Source organism: Pseudomonas sp. EA_105y_Pfl2_R69, from assembly GCF_963970915.1.
Lineage (GTDB): Bacteria > Pseudomonadota > Gammaproteobacteria > Pseudomonadales > Pseudomonadaceae > Aquipseudomonas.
Genome location: NZ_CAXAOO010000001.1, coordinates 890,059 through 913,295, shown reverse-complemented (window position 1 = coordinate 913,295; position 23,237 = coordinate 890,059). Strand labels below are relative to the sequence as shown.

Here is a 23,237-nt window from a genome sequence, read left to right as displayed (position 1 = left end):
GCGAGGCAGAGCCGCCCGAGCGAGGCGCTGGATCGGTATCGTCCGGGCAAAAAAATACCGCGCCCCCTCACGGGGGCGCGGCATCTTTTGACGCGACTGCGCTTACAGCGGACGCAGGTTGATCTCGACCCGACGGTTCTGCGCACGGCCGGCTTCGCTCGCATTGCTGGCGATCGGCTGGCTCGGGCCCGCACCGTAGGAGGAAATTCGCGACGCGGCCACGCCATTGGCGCTGAGGTAGGAGGCTACGCTCTGGGCACGGCGATTCGACAGGTTCTGGTTCAACTCGAGAGAGCCGGTGCTGTCGGTATGGCCGACGATGTCGATACCGTTCTTGTCGAACTCCTTGAACACCAGGAGCAGGGAGTTCAGGGTCGGGTAGAACGCGCTGGAAATGTCCGACGAGTTGCTCGCGAAGGTGATATTGCCCGGCATGATCAGCTTCAGGTCATCGCCGTTGCGTTGCACCTGCACGCCGGTACCCTGCAGGGTCTGGCGCAGCTTGGCTTCCTGGGTGTCGACATAGTAGCCATAACCGCCACCCGCCGCGCCGCCCACGGCCGCGCCGATCAATGCGCCTTTGGCACGGTCCTTCTTGCTCGAGGTGGCCGCCCCGATTACCGCCCCGGTCACTGCTCCAACACCACCATAGATGCCGGCCTTGCCCGCCTCCCGCTCACCGGTATAAGGGTTGGTGGTACAGCCGGCCAACAGGCTCAGGCCCACCGCTGCAAATGCCATATTTCGCAAGTTCATCATTGATACATCCTTTTCTTTCGTGTTGTCAGAGCAGTCTCTGCCTGCGTCTTCGACGCCAGACCAGGGCATTAAGTTCATTGTGCGGCCCGACGATTGGTCAACCGATGGTACAGGGTCCTGGCCCGGTTATTTGCGGCAAGGCCTCCAAAACCGCCTGGCTAGCGAGGGATGCTAGGCACGCACAAAGGGATTTTCGCGCATTTCATCGCCCAGACGGGTGTCGTCGCCATGACCGGTGACCACAGTGGCGTCCTCGTCCAGGCTGTACAGACGCTGCTTGATCGAGCGTTCGATGGTCTTGTAGTCCCCGCCCCACAGATCGGTGCGGCCGATGCCGCGGCGAAACAGGGTGTCGCCGGCGATCAGCAGCTTGTCCTGGGGGAACCAGAAGCTCATGGAGCCCGGCGTATGCCCCGGGGTATGCAGCGCCACGCCACAGCCGCAGGCCAGCGCTTCGTCATCACTCAGCCACTGGTCTGGGGCCGGCACCGGGGTGTAGGGCACGCCGAACATGCGGCACTGCATCTCCAGATTGTCCCAGAGGAACTGATCCTCCTTGTGCAGGTGCAGAGTCGCCCCGGTCTTCTCCTTCATCTGCCCGGAGGCGAGGAAGTGATCCAGATGGGCGTGAGTATGGATGATGCTGACCACCTTGAGGCCATGGGCCTCCAGGCGTGCCATGATCAGTTCCGGATTGCCGCCCGGATCGACCACGATGGCCTTCTTGGTCACCGGGTCGCCGATGATCGTGCAGTTGCACTGCAAAGGCCCGACGGGGAATGTTTCGCGGATCAGGGCGGGGGCTGCGGCAGAACTCATGGTCAATCCTCACTGCGGTAATCGCTGGGCAGTTTACCCGTCCACTTCTTGAAGGCACGGCGAAAATTGCTCGGGTCGCTGAAACCCAGCAGGTAGGCGATTTCATACAGCGGCAGATGGGTGGTGGTGAGGTACTGCAAGGCCAGGCTCTTGCGCACCTCGTCCAGTACCTCCTGGTAACTGGTGCCCATGGCCGACAGGTGCCGGCGCAGGCTGCGTCCGCTGGTATGCAGGGCCTCGGCGGCGCTGGCCAGGTCGGGGAAATCGCCGGGACGCGTCAGCAGCAGGCGGCGCACCCGGGTCAGCAGGCCATCCTGCACGTCCAGGCTGGCCAGCAGCGCTTCACACTGCTGCTCGCACATCTGCACCGTGGCCGGGTTGGCCAGGGCCATGGGCCGGTCCAGATAGGCGCGCGGCAGACTCAGGCGGTGGTAAGGCTGATCAAACCCCACCGGCACACCAAACAGCCGCTCATAGCGCTCGGCATAGTGCGGCGCGGCATGGGCAAAGCCCACTTCCACCTGCTGCAAGCGCTCACCCACGAGAAAACGCGCGATGGTGTACAGGCTGGCGAGCAATCCTTCGGCGGCGAAACGACTGAGCGGGCCGAGCGGCATGGTCTCGCTGGCGCGCAACTCGACCCGCGCGCCCTCCTCGACCATTTCCAGCTCATAGGTCAGGCCAAGCACCCGGTAATACCTGAGGGCGAATTGCATGGCCTTGCCCAGGTTGGCGCTGGACAGCACGGCATAGCCGAGGATGCCGTGGGTCGAGACGTTCAGCCGCTGGCCGAGCAGCAAGCCCAGGGCCGGCTCGTCGCACAGGCGCAGGGCGCAACCACTCAGCTGGGTGAAGTCGCTGAAGGACAGACGTCCCTGGGGATTACCCAGCACCTCGGGCCGCACCCGGGCCGCGGCAAACAGCTGGTCACGGGCGACGCCCAACTCCTCGACCAGGTCGAGCAAGGCGGCGGCGTAGGCGACAGGTACCAGTTCGGCCGTGAAATTCAGGGATGGTTTCATGGGCTTTCTGGGGGCGATGGCCATATATGACTCATTTTTTTATCGAAGATACCCCTGTTCGACAAACACCGACAAGCCCATAAATGCACCTTAGTGCCAATTCGGCCGAAGCAGTGCAACTGCCCGACACGAGTACCGGACAGCTTCCGCGACAACCTCATCCGCCTGCCACCACCTAAGGTTTGGCAAATCCGCCTTGCTGCCAGCGCGGCACAGGGTCGCCCTGCGCCGGCACGCTGACAAGCCCGGACACCGGCACTTCTGGCCATAAATGACCGAAATATTGGCTGTTGTTAACCTTTGCCAAGCCTGCGGATCGACCCATAGTGCAGACATGCTTCAGTCACCGACTCAGGGAGTCAGTATGGTCAGCACTACCCCGGAAGGTTTGCAGATTCGCCCGCGGCATATGGATTTCGATTTCCCCAATCCACTGCCACGCCACTGGCACAGCGGCGACGCCTTCAAGAGCCACCTGTTCGATGCCATGTCGGTGCTGTTCCCCGATGGCGAGCGTTTCTTTATCGACTCGGTGCGGCATTTCCGCGAGCAGATCGAAGACCCGGTACTGAAGGAACAGATCCGCGGCTTTATCGGCCAGGAAGGTCATCACAGCCGCGAGCACCTGGAATACAGCAATCGCCTGCGCGACCTGGGTTACGACATCAGCCGCATCGAGAAACGCGCCCAGGCGCGCATCCGCTACACCCAGAAGAAATTCTCGCCGCAGCGCCAGCTGGCGGCCACCGCCGCGCTGGAACATATCACCGCGATCATGGCCGACGGCCTGCTCAAGGACCCGCGCCATATGGCCGGGGCGCACCCGACCATGGCCCGCCTGTGGCGCTGGCACGCCCTGGAGGAAACCGAGCACAAGGCGGTGGCCTTCGATGTCTACAACCAGGTCTGCGGCAGCCGCAAGCTGCTGCGCCGGGCGATGCTGATGGGCACCTTCTTCTTTATCCTCGACACCAGCCGTGGACTGACCCATATGCTCAAGCAGGACGGCCTGCTGTGGAACTGGCGGGTCTGGCGCGACGGCCTGCAGTGGATGTGGGGCAAGCAGGGCGTATTCCGTCCCCTGCTCGGCACCTATCGGGACTTCTTCAAGGCCGACTTCCACCCCTGGCAGCACAACAACCTGGACCTGCTCTACCAGACCCGCCACGAGTTCGATGTGCAGCCGGACAGCCAGACGGCCTGAGCCAAAGTAGACCCGCAACGACCAAGGGAGCCGACTGGCTCCCTTTTTTTGTGACTATGCCATGCGCGCTCAGGGGGCGGCTTAGCGGCCTGGGTGGGTGCGCACGGCGCACCCTACAACGCTTAGCCCTGGAGAAAACGCAGGGTGTCCGCCGCGCTCTGCTGGGGGATTTCTTCCATGGGGATATGGCCAACCCCCGGATAGGTCTTGACCTGGATGCCCGGCAGATCACGCTGCCACAGCGGTACATGCTCGGGGGAAATCCAGCGATCGCGCTCGCCCCACAGCAACAGGGTCGGGGCCTGGATCTGCGCCACCCGTGCCGGCGTGCCCTGCAGCTCCTGCTTGTTGACCTTGAGCAGGATGCGGAAGATTTCCATCATCGCCCGCCGGTTGCCGGGGCGGCGGCTCAGGTCGTTGTAGCGTTCGACCACCCCGGGCTTGATCCGCCCCGGCTCGCCGTAGACCTCCTTGATGCCCTGGGCGATCAGGGCGCGCGGCATCCACAGCGGCATGGCCAGGGTGGCTCCCGGCAACGCCGCAGAGGCGATCATCCAGGGCACCTTGCGCATGTGGTAGCCGGCCGGATCGATCAGTACCAGCTTGTCGACCCGTTGCGGCTGGGCCAGGGCGAAGTTCCAGGCGATATAGCCGCCCAGGGAGTTGCCGGCGATCGAGGCCTTGTTCACCCCGAGATGATCGAGCAGTAGGCCGAAGACCTTGATCATCCGCTCGGCCGAGTACTGGCCATCCCGCGCCGGGCCAGTCAGGCCGAAGCCCGGCACATCGAAACGGATAATCCGGTAGTGCGCGGCGAAGGCCGGCACCCAGTCATCCCAGGTATGCAGGGAAGCCACCACGCCATGGATCAGCACCAGCACCGGCTTGTCCCGGCTGCCCTCGTCGCGGTAGTGCAGATGGAAGCCATCCAGCTCGACATAGCGTGAACCGCTGGCGGCATTGCCGTAGCGCGATTTGAGACTGGCCAGGGGCAAGGCCCCGAACCCCAGGCGGGCGAAACCAGCCGCCAATGGCGGCGTCAGCGAAAGGCTGGAAGCGGACATGCAGGCACCTCGACAGTGTTGTTATAGGAATAGTCACCGGCCTATCAGAGCATGGGCGAACAGGGCTGACGCCTAACCTAGGTTGAGCCTGAGCGCGGACACAGCGTGGCGATCAGCAATTGGCCGAGCACCTGCTTGGCCCGTTCGATTTCGCCGCGGCTGGCGGCGCGGCCGAGCAGATCCAGCGAGGCGGCCTCCAGCGCCCAGAGCAGCGCGCGGTAGGTCAGCGGATCGGCCCGGGGGCCGTCGCCGTGCAGGCGCTCGGCAAGCAGTCGGGCCATCTCGGTATGGGCGCGCTGACGCTGGGCAGCCAGGGGCGAGTCGGCACGCAGGGCTTCCTCCTGCATCAGGCGGATGATCGGCCCGACCGCCAGGTGATAGTCGAAATAACGCTCGACCATGGCCTGCAGCCAGGCCTGTGGGCTGCCGGCGATGCTCTGCATTTCCCGGAAGCGCGACAGCAGCAGGGCGACCGCGGTCTGGTAGATGCCTTCGAGCACCTGCATCTTGTTCTCGAAGTACTTGTAGAAGGTGCGCCGGGAGACATTGGCCGCCGCCAGCAGGTCATTGACCGTGGTCTCGGCCAGGCCCTTGCGGGCAAACACGGCAATGGCCGCCAGCTGGATATGGGTGCGTTGCAAATGCCCCACCAGCGGGCCCTCGCCGCCCTGCCCCTGCTGCTGCGCCAGCGCGCCGTAACCGCCGAGGTCCTCGAAGACCGCCTGCACCGCGCCCAACCCGGCCAACTCCTGCTGCATGACGGTTTCCCCAACCAAGGCGCGGGTGACGCGCAGAGCCAAGCTGGTTACTCTGGGCCACGCCATATCCGCAGGATTATCGATGTGCTGAACACGCTAACACGCCGCATCGCCTCACCGCTGGCCATCCTTTTGCTGGTTCTGCTGGCCGTCCTGCCCGTGCAGGCCGCCGAGCTGTTTTACCTCGGGCAGAAGATTCCCGATATCCACAAACCCTGGAACAGCGCCGACTATCAGCTGCTGCTCGATGCCCTGGAAAAGGTCGACAAGACCCAGGCCAATGCCCTGCCCAGACGTAGCGGCGAATTCACCGGGCCGATCTATGCGCGGATGGTCAGCGAGGAGAATTTCCGCCCGCAGCTGAATATCTACGCACCGCTGGAGCTGCGCCAGAACGAAGCCCGCGACGCGCTGTTCCGCCTCAAGGAACTGATGCGCCTGTACTTCGACTTCCGCGCCGCTCAGCAACCCTACGCCGCCGAGGCCCTGGGCCTGATGAGCTACTCGCTGCGCCAGCAGTCGGTGCTGTTCACCCTCACCACCGAATTCTGGATGACCCTGGCGCAGAGCGAGCAAAGCAATCCCGTGCGCCTGCAGGGCCTGCATGAAACCAAGGCCGCCGCCGCCATGCTGACCTCCAGCGCCCTGGATTACCTGGGACTGACCAAGCAGTTCGGCCGCGAAGAACTGGTGCTCTACAGCGCCGAACTGAGCAAGCAGCTACCGGAGCTGTTCGTCAACCTCAATGGCGAGGTGCGCGAGCAGTTGCTGCTGCGCTGCGAACAGCTGGCAGAACAGCATGCCTATGCCGAAGTGCAGCGCAATATGCAGGAACTGCTGCCGGTGCTGCAGAGCATTCAACAGGACGTACAGGCCAAGCTGGCCAGCGCCAAGCCGATGCCGGCCGCGCCGCCGGCACTCGATCTGTCGGTTCCCGCGCCAGCCGACTCAGCGCAATAAACCCAGGCCCTTGGCCCGCGCCACCGCCTGGGTGCGCCGCTCGACACCCAGCTTGCTGTTGATATGCCGCGCGTGGGTTTTCACCGTGTGCAGGGAAATAAACAGACGCTCGCTGATCTGCTGGTTCGAGCAGCCCTGGGCGATCAGCTGCAACACCGCCAGTTCCCGCGTACTCAGGGCCTCGACCACCGCCTGCTCGGCGACACCCGGGGTATTCACCGGTTCGGGCAGGGCGGCCAGCAGAGCATCGACGAGCGGGCAGCGAGCCTGCGCCAGCAGCTGCTGATGCAGCCAGTCCGGCTGTTGCAGCAACAGTTCCTGAAAGGCCAGCAAGCCTCCGCCAGAAGCCGCCTGCAAGGCACTGCGCAGTTGCTGCTGAGCCTCGCGCTCGCGCCCCATGTCCAGCGACAGCAGGGTCAGCTGCACCTGGGCGATGCTCGCCAGCAACTGCCCGCCAGCCCCCTGGGCGCGCTGGCTGAGGGCGCGCAGGCGACGTTCGGCTTCCCCCGGCAGGCCGCGTAAGCGTTCGAGTGCGGCCAGGTGCAGGTCGATATACAGGGGCAGTTGCGGATGCAGTTCGGGGGCCGTCGCCGCTTCCTCGCCGCTGTAGGTCTGGGCCAACCGGTTGAGCCAGAATCCAGCCAGCTCGTACTGCTCCTGGCGCAGCCACAGCTCACACTTGCACAAGGTGATCATCGCCAGGTAGTAGACCGCCGGAATATCCCAGATATGCATCAGCCGTTCGGCCTCGGCCAGCTGGGCAAAGCCTTCGGCAAGATTACCGCGACGGCCCTCCAGGCCGGCCAGAACGCAATGCCCGATCAGCAGGCTGACATCACGGCAACCGCGGGCCTCGGCGATTCCGGCCAGCAGGCGTTGACGCGCCTGCTGCGGCTGCAGGCGCAGGCTGAGCAGGTAACCCTCGTACAGGGTCAGACGCCCACGCACCGCGTACTGACGCTGCGCCGACAGCCCGTGCAAACACTGCAAGCCCTGGCGGACTTCCTCCAGCGCTCGCAGCACCTCGCCGCGAGCCTGTAGCACCCGTGCCCGGTCGTAATGGGTCAGCGCTTCGAACAGCGGATTACCGACCCGCTGCGCCAACTCCAGGGCCTCACGGTTAAGGCCGCGGGCACGCCACATATCGCCCTGCACAATCGCCAGATTGGCCAGGCTGGACAGGCACATCAGACGCTGCCCATAGCGCTCCAGCGGCAAGCAGGTCAGGGCCTCGGCGCAATACTGCCGGGCCCGCTCGCTCTCGCCACGGCCCCGGGCTATCACCCCGCTCAAGGCCATCCATTGCGCCAGCAGGCCCTGCTGCTCGGCCGCACCGGGAGCCGGGAGGAAACGCTCCAGCTGGTTGACCAGTTCTTCGGCGGCATCCAGTTGGCAGGCCAGGGCCAGGGCCCAGCCATACAGCACCACCAGGCGCGGGGTGCTGGCCAGCAGGCTGTCCGGCAGGTCCATTTTCCAGCGCAACAGGGTCGCCACATTCTGCTCGGCCAGCAGCTGCTCCTCGGACAGACTCTGCACCAGATTGGCCGCTACATCCGGGTGTCCGGCGCGCAGGGCCTGTTCGATGGCCTCATCCAGCAACCCCTGGGCACTGAACCAGCGGCAGGCGCGCAGGTGCAGACCGGAGACCGACTGGAGCATGTCGGCGGCCGGGCGGCTGCGCAGCAGGTCGGAGAACAGATGATGGTAGCGAAACCACTTGCCGTGTTCGTCCAGGGGCACCAGAAACACCTGATGCGCCTGCAGGTGACGCAGCATGGCCGCGCTGTCATGGGCATCGCGCAGGGCATCGCAGAGTTCGGCGCAGAAGCGCTCCTGGCTGGCGGTTTCGTAGAGAAAGGCCTGCACCTCGGCTGGCAGTCCCTCGATCACCTCCTCCAGCAGGTAGTCGCGGATCAGGCCTTCGGCCCCGTGGGCCGGCGACGTCCGCCCCTCCACCTCCTGGGCCTCGCTACTGGCCAGCGACCACAGACGCAACCCGGCCACCCAGCCTTCGCTGCGCAGCAACAGGCTGGCCAGGGATTCGGCCGACAGTTGCGTGCCCTGACGGGCCAGCAACTCGATACTTTCCTCGTCGGTCAGACGCAGGTCCTGCTCGTGCAGCTCCAGCAACTGACGCGACAGACGCAGACGCGCCAGGTGCCAATCCGGACGCTGGCGGCTGGTCACCAGCAGCACCAGGCCGGCGGGCAGATGGTTGAGGAAGAACTGCAGGCAGCGGTCCAGCACCGCGCCCTGGGCCAGATGATAGTCATCCAGCACCAGCAACAGCGGCTGCTGCGGATCGAGGCGCAGGGCCAGATCGTCGAGCAGCCCGTCCAGCCACTCCTCGAAGGCAAACGGCTGATGCCGCTGGCGGAGCCGAAGCAGGCCGAGCGCGTCCTGGCCGAGCCCGGGGAAGAACTGCTGCAAGCCGGCCAGCAGCCGCTCGAGAAAACGCCCGGGATCGCTGTCACGCGGGTTCAGGCCCAGCCACAGGCTCTGCCAGCGCTCGGGCAGCGCTTCGCAGAACTCGATCGCCAGGGAGCTTTTGCCAAAGCCTGCCGGTGCGCTGATCAGCAGCAAGCGCCCAGGCAAGCCGGCCATCAGCCGTTCGCACAGACGCGGACGCGATACGTAACGGGAGGGCAAGGGCGGGCGGTAAAAGTGCCCCCCTACCGCCGCGCCGGGAGCAACAAAGCCAGAAATTCGAAACAGATCAGTCATCGGCCGGTTCTTGTAGCAGTCAGGCAGCAGCACTACCAATGCTCGGCAGCCTAGCGCCTTAAGCCGGGCATTTGAAGCCCCGCCCGCCAACGGCGGACCACGCCGACCGCCCCATGCGCCAGCATCAGCAGGTCCCGCAAGCCTTGCGGCCTGACGCCTGCAGGCCCTTCCGAGGCTCCGGCGCGGTTCACCCCATGACGCAAATTGAGGCATAAAAAAGCCGGCCACTAGGGCCGGCTTCTTATGCAGCAGCGACGCAGATCAGCGCACGCCCGCCTGGCGCAGGGCCGCCGGGGTGTAATCGCTTTCTTTTGCCGGGTAGTCGAACTCGTAAGCACTCTTCTCTTCGTTCTTCATACCCAGAGCCAGGTAGCGACCGGACAGCAGGTCGTACAGGGTCTCTACGCTGTACCACGGCACTTGCTTGTCGTAGTAGTACTGGGCATGGGCCTCAGCGACGCGCCACAGGGTACCGCGACCGTCGTAATGGTCGATCTGCGCGGCCTGCCAGGTATCCTCGTCGATGAAGAAGTCACGCTTGGCATAGATATGACGCTCGCCCGACTTCAGGGTCGCGGTCACGTGCCAGACGCGGTGCAGCTCATAACGGGTCAGGTCCTGGTTGATATGGCCAGCCTTGATGATCTGGTCATACTTCAGCTTCGGCGAATCCAGACGGTAGCTGTTGTAAGGAATGTAGATCTCCTTCTTGCCGTTCAACTTCCACTCGTAACGGTCAGGTGCACCGTTGTACATGTCGAAGTTGTCGGAGGTGCGCAGACCATCGGCGGCGGTACCCGGACCGTCATAGGACACCTGCGGCGCGCGACGTACGCGACGCTGACCGGCGTTATACAGCCACGCCAGACGCGGCTCCTTCACCTGGTTGAGGGTTTCGTGCACCAGCAGCACGTTACCGGCCAGACGCGACGGCGCGGTTACCCGCTGCTTGAAGTAGAACAGCACGTTGCTCGGCTTGCTGGTGTCGGCATCCTTAAGCGCACCACGGAAGGTGAACTCATCCTGGAAGTACACCATGCTGTAGGAACCGTTCGGCTGCGGGGTCGCCTGGGTGACCAGACGCTTGACGCTGCCGCCGCGATAGCGGGTGATGTGGTTCCAGATCGCTTCCAGGCCGTCCTTGGGAATCGGGAACGGGATGGCCTGTTCGAAGTTCTCCAGACCGTTACCGCCCTCGACCATCTTGGTGTTGGAGGCGTTGCGCATGGCCGCTTCCAGCACGAAGTCAGGCATGCTGGCCGAACGGTGAGTCGGGAACACCGGCATCTTGTAGCTGTCCGGATAACGCTTGAACAGCGCCAGCTGACCCGGGGTCAACTTGTCCTTGTACTGTTCCGCGTTGGCCGCGGTGATGGTGAACAGCGGTTGCTCGCTGGGGAACGGATCCGACAGGAAGCCCGCCGCATCGGCAGTGCCGGCAGTCTTTGGCAAGCCGCCGGTCCAGGCCGGGATCGAGCCGTCGGCGTTGCCGCCCATTTCCGCTCCGACCGGCGTCAGGCTTTTGCCCAGCTTGGCGGCTTCGTCCGCGGACACCGCAGCCATTACGCTGCAGGCCATCAGCGACAATGCCAATACACCGCCTTGCAACAGGTTTTTTGTTGTTTTCATCTGCATATTCTTCCTCAAAATTCCTGTCTGCTTAGAAGTTCACGCCAAAGCTGAGCGCAACGAAGTCGCGATCGATGTTGGTGTTGTATTCGCCACCGAAGAAATCGGTGTAGGAAAGGCTGGCGGTATAGGTGTTCTGGTATTCGGCATCCAGACCCAGGCTGATGGCCTTGTTGCCTTCGTTGAAGGTCGGGCCGTAGCCATCGACGTCATGCGACCAGGACACGTTCGGCTTGAGGTTTACCCCGGCAAACACGTCGTTGTAGTCGAGGATGGCGCGAGCGCGGTAGCCCCAGGACGTGGTGGTGTAGAAGCCCTTGTTGTTGCACTCATCCGGGTTGGCGGTGTTGGCAATGCCAGTACACAGGCTGTTGCTCGGGAACTCGCCGGCACCGAACTCGGGTGCACGACCGAAGCGCAGTTCGTTCTTGCCCAGGTCGCTGACATGGGAATAACCGACTTCGCCCACCAGGGTCAGACGCGAGGCCCCCATGACCTGATCGACGAACTGGGTCACGGTAACCTGCGCCTGGGTCAGCGGCTTGCGCACATAACCCTGCAGCTCTTCGCCCGGACCAAAGGCCGCATGGCCGCTGGTGTAGATCGGCAGATTGGTATCGACACCCAAGGCCTGCGCCAGACCACCCTGGGCAACAGCCCCGAGAGTCAGGTCAGTGGTATTGATCTGCATCGGCATATTCGGCCGATAGCTCAGTTCACCGGCAACCGAGGCGGAGCCCACGGTGGTGGAGAAGCTGACGCCGTGCAGGCGAATATCTTCCGGATATTCCAGGTAGTACTTGGCGAACATTTCGCCCGTGCTCGGATCTTCTACCGAGTCAGGCAGCAGGAACACGCTTTGACCGGCGGTATAGGACAGGCTCGGCGTACGGCTGTGGTAGTTCATGGTGTAGAAGCCGAACTCGGTGTCCAGCTCCTGCGAGAACCAGCGCAGGGCAATACCGTACTGGCCGCTGTCGCGAGCATCGCGGTCGCCGGAACGACCTACATAACGATAGCCTGGGCTGCCAGGGCCACCTGCGTCGCTACCGGCAACGGCCAGGCGGTCGTTACAGCCGTCGGCCAGCACGTCAAGGGCGAAGAAGGTACCGCAGTTATCGACGATGGTCTGGTCCCACTCGAGCTGGTAGAACACCTCGGCGGAGAGGTTGTCGGTCAGGCTCTGGGCCACATAGAACATGTTGACCGGGATCAGACCTTCCTTGATCTCGGCACCCGGACGGCGGAAGGAGGCCACATCGACAGGGTTGATCGAGTTGATCGAGTTCAGAATGAAGGTGCTTTCACCCCAGCTGACAACCTGACGGCCAGCGCGGACCGAGCCCGGCAGATCGCCAATCGAATAGTTGTGATAGATAAAGGCATCGAGAATCTGTGCGCCGGACGACTGCGCGCCTTCCTTGCGGTTACTGTCGCTGATGTCGTACAGCTGACGGCTTTCGTCCTTCAGCTCGAAGTCGTACCAGTACTTGCCACGGACGAAGACGCCGGTATCGCCATACTTCAGCTCGAGGTCATGGATACCCTTGAAGATCTTCGAGAAGGTCTCGCCGCGCTTGAAGTTCTGACGGCCATCGTCGCCGGTTTGTGAGGAGGCCTTACCGCCGTTACGGGAACCGATCAGATCCGGGTCGGCGCTACGCACCGACCAGCTGGCACCGACCGACATGGACGAGTCGAGCTGGCCTTCGATTTCGCCGATATTGAAAGTAACGCCGAACGCTGGTGCGGCGAGGGTGGATGCTAGGCTGACGGCCAGTGGCAGTTTTGCCAGGCGCCAGGTTTGCTTTGTCTTTGTCATCGACGCTACTCCATGTGTTTTTGTTATGGATGGTGCGAACTATAGCCAGCGGGTGGTACTGCTTGATCCCTCGAAAGTGTGATTTGCAGCCCCCAGGCACTCTGGCTCGCAGGTTTCGGCCGGGTGGCCGCTCTCTGCAACAGCAAGAATGGCCTGAGTACAGCAATTAGCAAGCCAAACGCTTGTTTGACTGGACAGTCACTAAACTACGCTCGGGTTCTCGCCGAGCGACACTTCGCCGAACCGCCCAACGAAGTGACAAGTTATAGACGCCGGTTACTCGGCAGCCCAGTTAAAACGCCCGTTTCAGGTCCACACCGCAGGCCGGACAGGGCGGCTGCCCCGCCCAGCCGCCCAGCTTAAAGAGTGGATAAAAAAGCACTGCCGGCGGCCTGCCACTGGACGATATCCAGGCGAATGCGCTTCTTGTCCAGCTTGCCGACGCTGGTCTTGGGAATTTCGGTAACAAGAGCGATCTGGGTCGGTATCGCCCACTTGTTGATGCTGCCCTGCTCGACAAATGGCTTGAGGTGATCCTTCAGCCCCTTGGCATCCAGGCTTTGGCCTTCGCGCAGCACCAGCAAGGCAAAGGGCCGCTCGCCCCACTGCGGATCGACCACACCAACCACCGCGACTTCGCGCACGGCCGGGTGACGACTGATCAGGTCTTCCAGCTCCAGGGAGGAAATCCACTCGCCGCCGGTCTTGATCACATCCTTGATGCGGTCGCGGATATCGATAAAGCTGAAGTCGTCGATGGTGGCGACATCGCCGGTATGCAGCCAGCCATGCTCCCACAGCTCCGCGCCCTTCTCCGGTTCGCGGAAATAGCCCTGGGTCAGCCAGGGCGCACGCAGCACCAGTTCGCCCTGACTTTCGCCATCGGCCGGCAACAGGCTGCCGTCGGGGGCCATGATCGCCGCCTCCACCAGCGGCACCGGCACCCCGGCCTTGATCCGGTAAGTGGTGCGCTCATCTTCGCTGCCGGCCAGCATCTCGTCGTTGATATGGGCGCAGGAAATCAGCGGGCAGGTTTCCGACATGCCATAGGCCGCGGTCAGCTGGATACCGCGGGCCTTGGCCGCCTCGTACAGCGAGCGATTCAGCGCACTGCCGCCGATGATCAGCTTGAGGCCGCCAAAGTCATAACCCTGGGCCGAGGGCGCGCCCATCACCATCTGCAGAATGGTCGGCACACAGTGGGAGAAGGTGACCTTCTCCTCCTTGATCAGCCGACAGAGCATGTCCGGCTCGTAGCGGCCCGGGTAGACCTGCTTGACCCCGAGCATGGTGGCCACATAGGGGATGCCCCAGGCATGCACGTGGAACATCGGGGTGATCGGCATATACACATCGTTGGTGCCGAGCAGACGGATGCTGTCCAGGCTGCCGAGCACGCTGGCTTCGGCCAGGGTGTGCAGCACCAGCTGGCGGTGGCTGAAGTACACACCCTTGGGGTTACCGGTGGTGCCGGTGGTGTAGAAGGTGGTGGCCACCGAGTTTTCGTCGAAATCCTCAAACGCGTAGCTCGAACTGGCCGCGGCCAGCAGCGTCTCGTACTCGCCGACCAGATTGGGCAGCTCGGCGGTTTTATCGGCCGCATCGGTGAGCAGGATGGTCTTCTCCACCGTGGTCAACTGGCTTTCGAGGCCCTTGTACAGCGGCACGAACTCGCTGTTGACCAGCACGAACTTATCTTCGGCATGGTTCATGGTGTAGAGGATCTGATCGGCCGAGAGGCGGATATTGATGGTGTGCAGCACCGCGCCGAGCATCGGGATGGCGAACATGCACTCCAGGTAACGGTGGCTGTCCCAGTCCATCACCGCCACGGTATCGCCGGCCTTGACCCCGGCCTCGCTCAGCACATTGGCCAGGCGGGCGATGCGCTCGTTGAGGGTGGCATAGCTGTAACGCAGCTGATCGCGGTAGACGATCTCGCGGGTCTTCTCGTAGCGACTGCCGGACAGCAGCAGGCGCTTGATCAGCAAGGGGGCTTGGTGAGCATTCTCAGCGGGCGCAATCACGCGGGTCTGCAGCATGGCGGTACCTTTTCTGGTTTTTTTCAGTGCAGCCAATCTAGAGCCCCGACGACCCGACCAAATCAGCCCAAAGAATGATTTTTTGCGTGACCGCACGAGCGCTTTCGGTCACGACAGAAGATCGACAGCGCGCCACGCGTCGATGCGGCCCGCTAGATCCCGATAAAGTCCAGCGACTTGCCGACCCTGCGCCAGAAGCCGCGCTGCATGCGTTCGCTCTCGCCGCTGGCGGCAATCCGCTCGAAGGGCTGCACTTCGCGGGTCGCCGCGATCTCTGCGCTGGCTGCCGCCGCGGACACCAGTTGCAGCGGGCCATCGCCCTGACCTGGGGCCTGCGCGTTGACGGCCGGCGGATTGAGCTCGTCGTAACGCAGGTAGTAGGTGCCCCCGGCCTCGGCGTCCAGGGCAAAACTGGCGATCAGGGTAAAGTCCAGCGGGCCATCGGCCAGCAGGGTCCAGTAGCTGCCGAACAGGGGTCGGCGCATCTCCAGCTGGTAACTGGCAACGTCGAACTCCAGCACCAGGTAGCCATTGCTCGGCAGGCTGCCGATCAGCTGGTTGTTGAGAAACAGCGCCGGGGCCTCCAGCTCCTGATCGGCCCAGTCGCTTTGCGGGCGGTAGAGGTAGACCAGGGCATGGTTGTCGTCGCTGAGTCGGTGCGGGCGAAAGGACTCGCCCTGGGTTGTGCCAAAGAACGCACCGGGCGTCGAACAGCCGCTCAGTGCAACCGTTAACAGCAAGGCAAAAAGACTAAGACCGCGCATCGCCAGCCCCTGATTGGATTCGTTCGCCGAGCATAGCCGCGCAATCGACCGGCCACACCCGACAAAAGTGCGGGTCAGCGCCGGCGGTCGAGCAGGTTCACCGCCAGCCTGTCCAGCCAGCCCCACAGACGTTGCTGCGCGCGCCGCCAGAGGGGCCGCGCGCGCCAATCCTCCAGGGTAACCTGCTGGCTGTCGGCGAAATCCGCCTGAAAACTCGCCACCACGCTGGCCGTCAAGGTTGGCTCCAGGGCTTCGAGGTTGGCGTCGAGATTGAAGCGCAGGTTCCAGTGATCGAAGTTGCAGGAGCCGACACTGACCCAGTCGTCCACCAGCACCATCTTCAGGTGCAGAAAGCGCGGCTGGTACTCGAAGATCTGCACCCCGGCCCTGAGCAGGCCGGGGTAATAGCGCTGGCCGGCAAAACGTACCGGCGGATGATCGGTGTGCCGACCGCTGAGCAGCAGGCGCACCTCGACGCCCCGGGAGGCCGCCTTGCGCAAGGCCCGACGGACTTTCCAGGTCGGCAGAAAATAGGGGGTCGCCAGCCAGATGCGTTGCTTGGCACCGCGCAGTGCGCGCACCAGCGACAGCAGAATATCGCGGTGCTGAAGGGCGTCGGCGAAAGCCACCCGGCCCAGACCCTGCCCCACCGGCGGCACGGGCAGCAACAGCTTGAGCCCCAGGGGCATGCGCGGTCGCCAGGCGATCCGGGCCTGGCAGGCCAGCCACTGGCGTTCGAACAACTGCAGCCAGTCGGCCACCAGCGGACCGCCGATCTCCACCATCGCCTCGTGCCAACGGCCGGCCTGCTCGCCCGGGTTCCAGAATTCGTCGGTGGCACCGGTACCACCAACAAAGGCGAATTGCCCATCGACCAGCAACAGCTTGCGGTGATCACGATGGAAGTTGCGCAGCCCCTGCTTCCAGCGCACCGGGTTGTACCAGTGCAACTGCACCCCGGCCTCATGCAGTCGGCGGCGCTCGGCCTGGTGCAGGCCCTGCGCGCCAAAGGCATCGAACAGACAGCGCACGGCCACGCCACGTTGCGCCGCAGCGCACAGCGCGTCGATCAGCGCCGCGGCGCAGGCACCGCTCTCGACCAGATACAGCTCCAGCTCCACCTGCCGCTGCGCGCTCGCGATCAGCTCCAGCATGCGCGGGAAGAAGCGCTGGCCATCGAGCAGCAAGGTGAAGCGATTACCCTGCCGCCAGGGAAAGACGTTATGGGGCATGGACACGGACGCATAAGCAAACAGGGCTGGGCATTACGCCTCCGGCAACGGATTGAGCTGCCACCATAGCCATCTGGCCGCACCTTGCAAGCCTCGACACGGGCGGCGATGGCGCGCGCACCAGCTCAGGGCAGCGGCGCGGCCACGGGGAGCAACTGGCAACCCTGACGCGCCCCCAGCCACTGGGCACTCTGGCGGCTGCCCAGGCCACGGGCGGTCACCTGTTTGTGCGCGGCGTCATCGAACAGCTCGCCGAGCGGCACGTACTGCTCGACATAGCCCAGGCAGTAGTCGGCCGGCTGCTGGCTGACATAGCGGCAGGAGCAGTACTCCTTGGCCGAGTAGGCCGCGATGATGCCGGGGAAGGCCTGCAGGTGCGCACGGTTCTGCCAGGCCCAGAGCGCGAGCAGGAGCATGCCCAGCACCAGCAGAATGCGTAGCGGACGACGACGGATCATGGCTGCACCTCGTGGGCAAAGGCCGCCTGCACCAGTTTCAGCAACTGGTTGTGCTGGAAGCTGGCGTCGCGGTCATCGGCGTAGCGCACGACCACCAGTTTTTCCCGCGGCAATATATACAGGCCCTGACCCCAGTGACCGAGGGCGGCGAAGGCCTCGCCCGGTGCATCCGGCCAGGGCTTGCGCGCGCCGGCCACCGCGGCGTTGAGCCACCAATGGCCGCCCGGCACGGCCTCGTCGGGCTTGCCGGCCTGGGGCCGGTAGTTGGCGAAAGGCGTGCGGTTGAACTCGACCCAGGCCTTGGGCAGCAGTTGCCGCTCTCGCCAGCGGCCGTCACGCTGCATCAGCAGGCCGACGCGAGCCAGATCGCGGGCGCTCATATAGAGGTAGGAGGAGCCGACGAAGGTGCCGGCCGGGTCCCGCTCCCATACCGCCGACTGGATGCCCAGAGGCTCGAACAGCGCGGTCCAGGGGTAGTCGGCATAGGCCTCGGCACCGACCATGCCGCGCAGCGCCGCCGCCAGTACATTGCTGTCGCCGCTGGAGTAGCGAAAGCGCGCGCCGGGTTCGACGTCCGCGGCATGGGCGGCGGTAAAGGCGGCCATATCGGCGCGCCCGCGGGTGTAGAGCATGGCCACCACCGAGGACTTCAGCGGCGCGTATTCGTAGTCTTCCTGCCAGGCCAGGCCCGAGGCCCAGTTGAGCAAATGGCCGAGTTTGACCTCGGGGTGCGCGGCAAAGGGCGGGTAATACGCGGCAGCAGGCTGATCCAGGCGAAACAGTCCCTGCCCGTAGGCCACGCCCAGGGTGCTGGCCAGCAGGCTCTTGGCCATGGACCAGGTCAGGTGCGGCGTGCTGGCAGTGGTCGGCGCGGCGTATCGCTCATACACCAACACACCATCGCGGATCACCAGCAGGGCATCGCTGCGCACGCCACTGCGGCCGACTTCGTCGCGTGCGGGGAAGGCATAGCTTTCCAGGGCACTGAGCGCCGCGCTGGCCGGCGCTGGCTGGCTCGGCCAATGCGCATCGGGCCAGCTTTGCCCCCAGGCCATGCTGCCGGCCAGGGCGACGCTGCAGGCCAGGGCCCAGCGCATACAGCCGTGGAGAAAGGACATAGATCCGCCTAGAGAATCGTCGAAGGCGGCACCCTAGCACGCCATCGATGACGCTAAAAAGCGCCAGAAGCGTCTGTTTCCAGACCGCGCCTATTTCGGCAGGCGGTAATCCTCGGGGCCCATCAGGTCCATGCCGCACTCGAGGTTCTCGATCCAGTAGAGGAAGGCATTGATCATCTCCGCGCCGACAAAGGGCCGGCCGTGTTGCGGCACTATCATCGCCACGTCCATCTCGCGCACCATGGCCGCCCAAAGCCGGCAGATCTTGTTGCTGGCCATATAGCGGCGGTGAAAACCGAGCATGTTCGGCACATGGTTGACGAAGTCGTTCACCGGGCTGGCGTCGTCCACCAGGGAGGCCCCCATATCGCCGGAAAACAGGATCTTGCTGACCGGATCGTACAGCTGGAAGTTGCCCACCGAGTGGAGGAAGTGCGCCGGCACGGCTTTCAGCGTGCACTTGCCCAGGGCGAAGGACTGGCCAGCGTCCGGCAGGGCGATGATCCGGTCGAAGGTGTTGATGCCACGGCTCAGGGCCAGGTAGTTGGCCGTCAGGTGCGGCAGAAAACGCGCCCACAGCTTGGAGCAGATGACCTTGGCGCGGGTGTGCAGCAGCCACTTGTCCAGGGAGGCGATGATGTCCGGGTCCTGGTGCGAGGCGAAGATATAGGTCAGGTCCTGCACCGGAATGTGCTTGGACAGTTCCAGCGACAACGGCGTATAGGTCAGGTCGCCGCCCGGATCGAGCAGCAGGTATTGCTCGTGGTCGGTGATCAGGAACTGGTTGGACTGCACCCCTTCGCCGCTGACCAGGTCATCGAACATCATGCATTGGTGGTGACCGTTGTCGAACAGAATGATGGGGTCGCGTCGCATGGCGGGCTCTCTTCGCAAAGCTCACGACTTTAATCCCGACGCGCCCGCGGCTTACTGATCTGCATCAATCCGCCTCGCTATCGACGCGGCGCTCGGCTCAACCGCGCAACAGCGCCAGGGCTTTGTCCAGACGCTTGCGCCGCGCCGCACCGGCAATCGCCAGCAGCCCCTGGTCACGCTGCCACAACTGTGCCCAACGCCCATCGCCGGCGGCAAAGGCTGCATCCAGCTCGCCACACAGGGCGTCGAACTGGGCGAACAAACCGGCCAGCAGCAGGTGGCTGGCCGCTGCACTCGGGCACTGCCGCGCCACTTCTGCGCAGCCGGCCAGCAGGCCGAGCAGGCGCAACTGCAGGGCCTGCGGCCAGGCCGAATCCTGGCCCAGGCCAAACAGCCAGGCCGTCAGCGCCGCCAATACATAGGTGTCTTCCAGAGTGCGGAAGGGTTTTACATAGTCATCCCAGCCATCGCCGGGCAGTCGCTCGCAGTGCGCGCCCTGCAAATACAGACGGCCATGGCTGATATCCGGCATCAGCGGCAACGCCGGCAACGGCTCGATACGCACGCCCGGTGCGCCATTGCGCACTACGCCCAGGGCCAGTTGCACTGGCGCACCCGCGCCTTCCTCACGAGCGGCCACCAGCAGCCAGTCGGCGGCTTCGGCGGCGGTGACGAAATCCTTGCGGCCATCGAGGGTCAGCGCGTTGATCCACGTACTCATGTCCGCCGGCCGGGTGCTGCGATTTTCCGTCACGCACAGCGCCCCCAGGGTCCAGGGCGCGGCCGGCCAGAGTGCGCGCAACGCGCCCTGATAGCCGGCGAGAAACGCCAGCCCCGGAGTCGCCGCCAGCCGCCCACCGAACAAGGCCAGCTGCAAAGGCGGCGGAGTGCCGAGGCGTTCGAGCAGGCTGGCGTACCAAGTTTCCAGGCCCGCGACCGGCAGACGTGCTTGTGGGCTTAACAGCTGTTGCCAGGGCATGCATGGCTCCTTGTTGGGGTGTTGAAGTCAGTGTCACGCAAGCATCACCAAAGATTCACGGAGGTGACACCGCCGCTACCTAGCCTGAGCTTGCCCAACAAGATCGACCGGCTGCAAGGCAAAAAGCCGGCTAACGGAGATGACGGCATGACCCAGATGGCAATCACTCGCGACCGCACTACCCCCGCCCGCCGCCTGCAGGCCGAGCGCTTACAGGGCGCTGCCGCCCTGCGCGAAGCCCAGGCCCTGCGCTTTCGCGTATTCAGCGCCGAATTCGATGCCAAGCTCAAGGGGGCCGAGCTGGGCCTGGACATGGATGACTACGATATTCACTGCCAGCATATCGGCGTGCGCGATCTCAACAGCGGCGAGCTGGTCGCCACCACCCGCCTGCTCGATCACCAGGCCGCGGCCGGGCTCGGACGCTTCTACAGCGAAGAGGAATTCAGCCTGCACGGCCTGGCCGGCCTCGAAGGGCCACTTCTGGAAATCGGCCGCACCTGCGTCGCCCCCGCCTACCGCAACGGCGCGACCATCGCCGTGCTCTGGGGCGAACTGGCCGAGGTGCTCAACGAAGGCGGCTACCGCTACCTGATGGGCTGCGCCAGCATCTCCATGCAGGACGGCGGCATCCAGGCCCAGGCGATCATGCAGCGCCTGCGCGAACGCTATCTGTGCACCGAACACCTGCGCGCCGAGCCGAAAACGCCGCTGCCGACGCTGGATGTGCCGGGCAACGTGATCGCCGAAATGCCGCCGCTGCTCAAGGCCTATATGCGCCTGGGCGCGAAGATCTGCGGCGAGCCGTGCTGGGACCAGGACTTCCAGGTCGCCGACGTGTTTATCCTGCTCAAGCGCGACGAGTTGTGCCCGCGCTATGCACGACATTTCAAGGCCGCCGTCTGAGCGCACTTGCCCGAATCGCCGCCAGCCCGGTAGGGTGCGCCGCGCGCACCGCAAAGCCAGCCTGGTGACGGGCGCAGAAACCCCTGTGGTGCGCATGGCGCACCCTACCCGCTGTAGCACTTTGCCCGCGGAGCGGCCGATGAAGAAATTGCGTTTGTACCTGCGCCTGGCGCGCCTGCTGGCGGTGATCGGCCTCGGCACCCTGCTGGCCAGCGCCATCACCCTGCTGGAGCGCCTGGTACGGCACGACCTGATGCCGACCCGTCAGCGCCTGACCCGCTGGTTTCTCGCGCGCCTGGCCGCCGCCCTGCCGTTCCGCCTGCAGGTGCAGGGCGGGCTGCCGCGCCAGCCGATGCTGTGGGTCAGCAATCACGTGTCCTGGACCGATATTCCGCTGCTCGGCATGCTCACCCCGCTGTCCTTTCTGTCCAAGGCCGAGGTGCGCACCTGGCCGGTGGCCGGTTGGCTGGCGCACAAGGCCGGCACCCTGTTTATCCGCCGCGGTTCGGGCGACAGCAATCTGCTCAACCAGCAGCTCGGCCGCCACCTGCAACGCGGGCGCAACCTGCTGATCTTCCCCGAAGGCACCACCACCGACGGCCTCGGCCTGCGCACCTTCCACGGGCGCCTGCTAAGCAGCGCGATCGACAGCGGTGTATCTGTGCAGCCGGTGGCCATCCGCTACCTGCGCGGTGGCCAGCCGTGCAGCGTCGCCCCTTTTATCGGCGACGACGACATGCTTTCGCACCTGCTGCGCCTGCTCGGCAGCGAGCTGAGTGAGGTGCAGATCCAGCTGCTGACCCCGATTGCCAGCAGCGAGTTGAACCGCAACGCCCTGGCGCGGGCGGCGCAGCAGGCGATCAGCCAGGCGCTGTTTGGCGCAGCCGAGGTGCCCCAGACGCAAAGCCAGGCCGCCTAGCGCTGTCGAACAGGCCGTTGTTAACGGCCTGCGCGCTCACGGGCGGCATAAGCCTGCAGCTCGGGATAGAACTGGCGAAAATCCTCCAGCAGCGGCTGATACAGCCGCTCCAGCTCGACCAGGCCGCCGGCCAGCAGCCCTGGGCGCGACAGACGCCGGTCGAGCCCCGCCACCACCTGCTCCAGCACGGCGAATTCGCGGTAACTGCCCAGCCAGTCCTGCGCCGCCATGCGCGGTGCGATCAGCGCCAGGCGCTCGGGCAAGCGCGGCTCGGTCGCCAGCACCTGGTACACCCGCCCGGTAAAGCGCGGCAGCGGCTCACTGGCGTAGTCGGCCCAGTGCAGTGCCAGGCAGTGATCGAAAAACACATCCAGCAAGATGCCGCTGTAACGCCGGCGCTCGGCGGCAAAGCGCGCCCGCGCCTGCAATTGCAGCGGGTGGCTGTCGGTGAATACATCGATGCGTCGGTGCAGGCGGATCGCCGCCTCGATATCCGCCGGCCACTGCCCGGCCAGCGGCCCTTTGACGAAATCGCCATACAGGCTGCCCAGCAGTTGCGCCGGCGCGTCGCCGCCCAGGTGTAGATGCGCGAGGTAGTTCATGACCACAGCTTACACATCAGCACGCGTGATGAAGACTATCGCCACGAACGATCTGTATATCGCCGACAACCGATATAAGGTTCGCCCCATCGCGATATGACGTTACAGCACACAGGGAACGCCCCCATGCAACTCGACATCGATGAAGTGATCAAGGCCCTGGCCCACCCGGTGCGGCGCGACATCCTGCACTGGCTGAAAGACCCCCAGGCCTATTTCGCCGACCAGGAACACTCGCTGGAACACGGCGTCTGCGCCGGCAAGATCGACCAACGCACCGGGCTGTCGCAATCGACGGTCTCCGCGCACCTGGCGACCCTGCAACGCGCCGGCCTGATCAACAGCAAGAAGGTCGGCCAGTGGCACTTCTTCAAGCGCAACGAAGAGGCCATCCAGGCGTTTCTCGAACATATCAGCCAGGCACTCTAGGAGCCTGTCGGGCTTGACCGTCCGTAGCGAGGGGAAGTCCGGTTTGAGTCAGTTTTGTTGGTCTTTTGAGGCGAATAGCGAGCTATTTAACGAGAAAGAACAGCGAAAATGGCCAAATCCGGCTTCCCCGCAGTAGGACAGCGTTAAGTCC

General features: G+C 64.4%; 21 protein-coding genes. 5 read left to right on the top strand and 16 right to left on the bottom strand.

The features are described 5' to 3' along the window. Positions 1 to 102: 102 nt before the first annotated feature. From AACY13_RS03995 to AACY13_RS03985, 3 genes are all read right to left on the bottom strand, one after another. Positions 103 to 756, bottom strand: a complete 654-nt coding sequence (locus AACY13_RS03995; protein ID WP_339459461.1) for an OmpA family protein — start codon at positions 754 to 756, stop codon at positions 103 to 105. Between the two features lie 174 nt (positions 757 to 930). Continuing rightward, complete coding sequence (locus AACY13_RS03990) at positions 931 to 1,578, bottom strand: MBL fold metallo-hydrolase (protein ID WP_339459459.1); 648 nt, start codon at positions 1,576 to 1,578, stop codon at positions 931 to 933. Positions 1,579 to 1,580: 2 nt separating this feature from the next. Next, positions 1,581 to 2,600 carry an AraC family transcriptional regulator gene (locus AACY13_RS03985; protein WP_339459458.1) on the bottom strand — a complete coding sequence of 340 codons (1,020 nt, stop codon included), beginning with the start codon at positions 2,598 to 2,600 and terminating at the stop codon, positions 1,581 to 1,583. A 364-nt stretch (positions 2,601 to 2,964) separates the two neighbouring features. On the opposite strand from AACY13_RS03985, the gene AACY13_RS03980 reads away from it, so the two are divergent. Beyond that, on the top strand, positions 2,965 to 3,804 hold the full coding sequence (locus AACY13_RS03980) for a metal-dependent hydrolase (protein ID WP_339459456.1): 840 nt from the start codon (positions 2,965 to 2,967) through the stop codon (positions 3,802 to 3,804). Between the two features lie 122 nt (positions 3,805 to 3,926). Here AACY13_RS03980 and AACY13_RS03975 read toward each other — a convergent pair whose 3' ends face one another. Further along, a complete protein-coding gene (locus tag AACY13_RS03975) occupies positions 3,927 to 4,868 on the bottom strand; it encodes an alpha/beta hydrolase (RefSeq protein WP_339459455.1) in 942 nt (313 codons plus the stop codon). A gap of 77 nt (positions 4,869 to 4,945) precedes the next feature. Next, on the bottom strand, positions 4,946 to 5,626 hold the full coding sequence (locus AACY13_RS03970; RefSeq protein ID WP_339459454.1) for a TetR/AcrR family transcriptional regulator: 681 nt from the start codon (positions 5,624 to 5,626) through the stop codon (positions 4,946 to 4,948). Between the two features lie 87 nt (positions 5,627 to 5,713). Here AACY13_RS03970 and AACY13_RS03965 point away from each other — a divergent pair, with 87 nt between their 5' ends. Next, positions 5,714 to 6,586: a hypothetical protein gene (locus tag AACY13_RS03965; protein WP_339460006.1), complete on the top strand. Its 873-nt coding sequence runs from the start codon at positions 5,714 to 5,716 to the stop codon at positions 6,584 to 6,586. On the opposite strand, the gene AACY13_RS03960 is transcribed toward AACY13_RS03965, so the two are convergent. The 10 genes from AACY13_RS03960 to AACY13_RS03915 all read right to left on the bottom strand — a co-directional run bounded on the left by AACY13_RS03960 (position 6,575) and on the right by AACY13_RS03915 (position 20,230). Further along, positions 6,575 to 9,310: a LuxR C-terminal-related transcriptional regulator gene (locus AACY13_RS03960; protein ID WP_339459452.1), complete on the bottom strand. Its 2,736-nt coding sequence runs from the start codon at positions 9,308 to 9,310 to the stop codon at positions 6,575 to 6,577. The two genes, AACY13_RS03965 and AACY13_RS03960, sit on opposite strands and share 12 nt — an antisense overlap. A gap of 261 nt (positions 9,311 to 9,571) precedes the next feature. Then, positions 9,572 to 10,939 (bottom strand): DUF1329 domain-containing protein, encoded by a 1,368-nt coding sequence (locus AACY13_RS03955; RefSeq protein WP_339459451.1) that lies wholly within the window; start codon positions 10,937 to 10,939, stop codon positions 9,572 to 9,574. 31 nt (positions 10,940 to 10,970) lie between these two features. After that, complete coding sequence (locus AACY13_RS03950; protein WP_339459450.1) at positions 10,971 to 12,761, bottom strand: DUF1302 domain-containing protein; 1,791 nt, start codon at positions 12,759 to 12,761, stop codon at positions 10,971 to 10,973. A gap of 359 nt (positions 12,762 to 13,120) precedes the next feature. Continuing rightward, positions 13,121 to 14,803 carry a fatty acid--CoA ligase gene (locus AACY13_RS03945; protein WP_339459449.1) on the bottom strand — a complete coding sequence of 561 codons (1,683 nt, stop codon included), beginning with the start codon at positions 14,801 to 14,803 and terminating at the stop codon, positions 13,121 to 13,123. A 152-nt stretch (positions 14,804 to 14,955) separates the two neighbouring features. Next, on the bottom strand, positions 14,956 to 15,567 hold the full coding sequence (locus AACY13_RS03940) for a DUF2846 domain-containing protein (protein ID WP_339459447.1): 612 nt from the start codon (positions 15,565 to 15,567) through the stop codon (positions 14,956 to 14,958). A gap of 74 nt (positions 15,568 to 15,641) precedes the next feature. Continuing rightward, positions 15,642 to 16,799 carry a phospholipase D-like domain-containing protein gene (locus AACY13_RS03935; protein ID WP_339459446.1) on the bottom strand — a complete coding sequence of 386 codons (1,158 nt, stop codon included), beginning with the start codon at positions 16,797 to 16,799 and terminating at the stop codon, positions 15,642 to 15,644. A gap of 125 nt (positions 16,800 to 16,924) precedes the next feature. After that, a complete protein-coding gene (locus tag AACY13_RS03930) occupies positions 16,925 to 17,257 on the bottom strand; it encodes an amidase (RefSeq protein WP_339459445.1) in 333 nt (110 codons plus the stop codon). Continuing rightward, the gene (locus tag AACY13_RS03925; RefSeq protein ID WP_445262533.1) at positions 17,254 to 18,354 is read right to left on the bottom strand and encodes a serine hydrolase domain-containing protein; all 1,101 of its coding nucleotides are present in this window, start codon (positions 18,352 to 18,354) and stop codon (positions 17,254 to 17,256) included. Before AACY13_RS03925 ends, AACY13_RS03930 begins: the two co-directional genes overlap by 4 nt. Before the next feature lie 111 nt (positions 18,355 to 18,465). Next, positions 18,466 to 19,251: an MBL fold metallo-hydrolase gene (locus AACY13_RS03920; protein ID WP_339459444.1), complete on the bottom strand. Its 786-nt coding sequence runs from the start codon at positions 19,249 to 19,251 to the stop codon at positions 18,466 to 18,468. A gap of 97 nt (positions 19,252 to 19,348) precedes the next feature. Then, a complete protein-coding gene (locus AACY13_RS03915; RefSeq protein WP_339459443.1) occupies positions 19,349 to 20,230 on the bottom strand; it encodes an acyl-CoA dehydrogenase family protein in 882 nt (293 codons plus the stop codon). A 147-nt stretch (positions 20,231 to 20,377) separates the two neighbouring features. On the opposite strand from AACY13_RS03915, the gene olsB reads away from it, so the two are divergent. After that, a complete protein-coding gene (gene olsB / locus AACY13_RS03910; protein WP_339459441.1) occupies positions 20,378 to 21,136 on the top strand; it encodes an L-ornithine N(alpha)-acyltransferase in 759 nt (252 codons plus the stop codon). A gap of 139 nt (positions 21,137 to 21,275) precedes the next feature. Continuing rightward, entirely contained in the window at positions 21,276 to 22,055 is a 780-nt protein-coding gene (locus AACY13_RS03905; protein ID WP_339459439.1) for a lysophospholipid acyltransferase family protein, read from the top strand. A gap of 20 nt (positions 22,056 to 22,075) precedes the next feature. On the opposite strand, the gene AACY13_RS03900 is transcribed toward AACY13_RS03905, so the two are convergent. Then, complete coding sequence (locus tag AACY13_RS03900; protein WP_339459438.1) at positions 22,076 to 22,657, bottom strand: acyl carrier protein phosphodiesterase; 582 nt, start codon at positions 22,655 to 22,657, stop codon at positions 22,076 to 22,078. A 126-nt stretch (positions 22,658 to 22,783) separates the two neighbouring features. On the opposite strand from AACY13_RS03900, the gene AACY13_RS03895 reads away from it, so the two are divergent. Then, a complete protein-coding gene (locus AACY13_RS03895; RefSeq protein WP_339459437.1) occupies positions 22,784 to 23,086 on the top strand; it encodes an ArsR/SmtB family transcription factor in 303 nt (100 codons plus the stop codon). The last annotated feature ends 151 nt before the right edge of the window (positions 23,087 to 23,237 follow it).

Bases quoted from the DNA above. Each gene is read 5' to 3' on its own strand.
- AACY13_RS03995 (WP_339459461.1), bottom strand. From the start codon at position 756: ATGAACTTGCGAAATATGGCATTTGCAGCGGTGGGCCTGAGCCTGTTG.
- AACY13_RS03990 (WP_339459459.1), bottom strand. From the start codon at position 1,578: ATGAGTTCTGCCGCAGCCCCCGCCCTGATCCGCGAAACATTCCCCGTC.
- AACY13_RS03985 (WP_339459458.1), bottom strand. From the start codon at position 2,600: ATGAAACCATCCCTGAATTTCACGGCCGAACTGGTACCTGTCGCCTAC.
- AACY13_RS03980 (WP_339459456.1), top strand. From the start codon at position 2,965: ATGGTCAGCACTACCCCGGAAGGTTTGCAGATTCGCCCGCGGCATATG.
- AACY13_RS03975 (WP_339459455.1), bottom strand. From the start codon at position 4,868: ATGTCCGCTTCCAGCCTTTCGCTGACGCCGCCATTGGCGGCTGGTTTC.
- AACY13_RS03970 (WP_339459454.1), bottom strand. From the start codon at position 5,626: ATGCAGCAGGAGTTGGCCGGGTTGGGCGCGGTGCAGGCGGTCTTCGAG.
- AACY13_RS03960 (WP_339459452.1), bottom strand. From the start codon at position 9,310: ATGACTGATCTGTTTCGAATTTCTGGCTTTGTTGCTCCCGGCGCGGCG.
- AACY13_RS03955 (WP_339459451.1), bottom strand. From the start codon at position 10,939: ATGAAAACAACAAAAAACCTGTTGCAAGGCGGTGTATTGGCATTGTCG.
- AACY13_RS03950 (WP_339459450.1), bottom strand. From the start codon at position 12,761: ATGACAAAGACAAAGCAAACCTGGCGCCTGGCAAAACTGCCACTGGCC.
- AACY13_RS03945 (WP_339459449.1), bottom strand. From the start codon at position 14,803: ATGCTGCAGACCCGCGTGATTGCGCCCGCTGAGAATGCTCACCAAGCC.
- AACY13_RS03940 (WP_339459447.1), bottom strand. From the start codon at position 15,567: ATGCGCGGTCTTAGTCTTTTTGCCTTGCTGTTAACGGTTGCACTGAGC.
- AACY13_RS03935 (WP_339459446.1), bottom strand. From the start codon at position 16,799: ATGCCCCATAACGTCTTTCCCTGGCGGCAGGGTAATCGCTTCACCTTG.
- AACY13_RS03930 (WP_339459445.1), bottom strand. From the start codon at position 17,257: ATGATCCGTCGTCGTCCGCTACGCATTCTGCTGGTGCTGGGCATGCTC.
- AACY13_RS03925 (WP_445262533.1), bottom strand. From the start codon at position 18,354: ATGCGCTGGGCCCTGGCCTGCAGCGTCGCCCTGGCCGGCAGCATGGCC.
- AACY13_RS03920 (WP_339459444.1), bottom strand. From the start codon at position 19,251: ATGCGACGCGACCCCATCATTCTGTTCGACAACGGTCACCACCAATGC.
- AACY13_RS03915 (WP_339459443.1), bottom strand. From the start codon at position 20,230: ATGCCCTGGCAACAGCTGTTAAGCCCACAAGCACGTCTGCCGGTCGCG.
- olsB (WP_339459441.1), top strand. From the start codon at position 20,378: ATGACCCAGATGGCAATCACTCGCGACCGCACTACCCCCGCCCGCCGC.
- AACY13_RS03905 (WP_339459439.1), top strand. From the start codon at position 21,276: ATGAAGAAATTGCGTTTGTACCTGCGCCTGGCGCGCCTGCTGGCGGTG.
- AACY13_RS03900 (WP_339459438.1), bottom strand. From the start codon at position 22,657: ATGAACTACCTCGCGCATCTACACCTGGGCGGCGACGCGCCGGCGCAA.
- AACY13_RS03895 (WP_339459437.1), top strand. From the start codon at position 22,784: ATGCAACTCGACATCGATGAAGTGATCAAGGCCCTGGCCCACCCGGTG.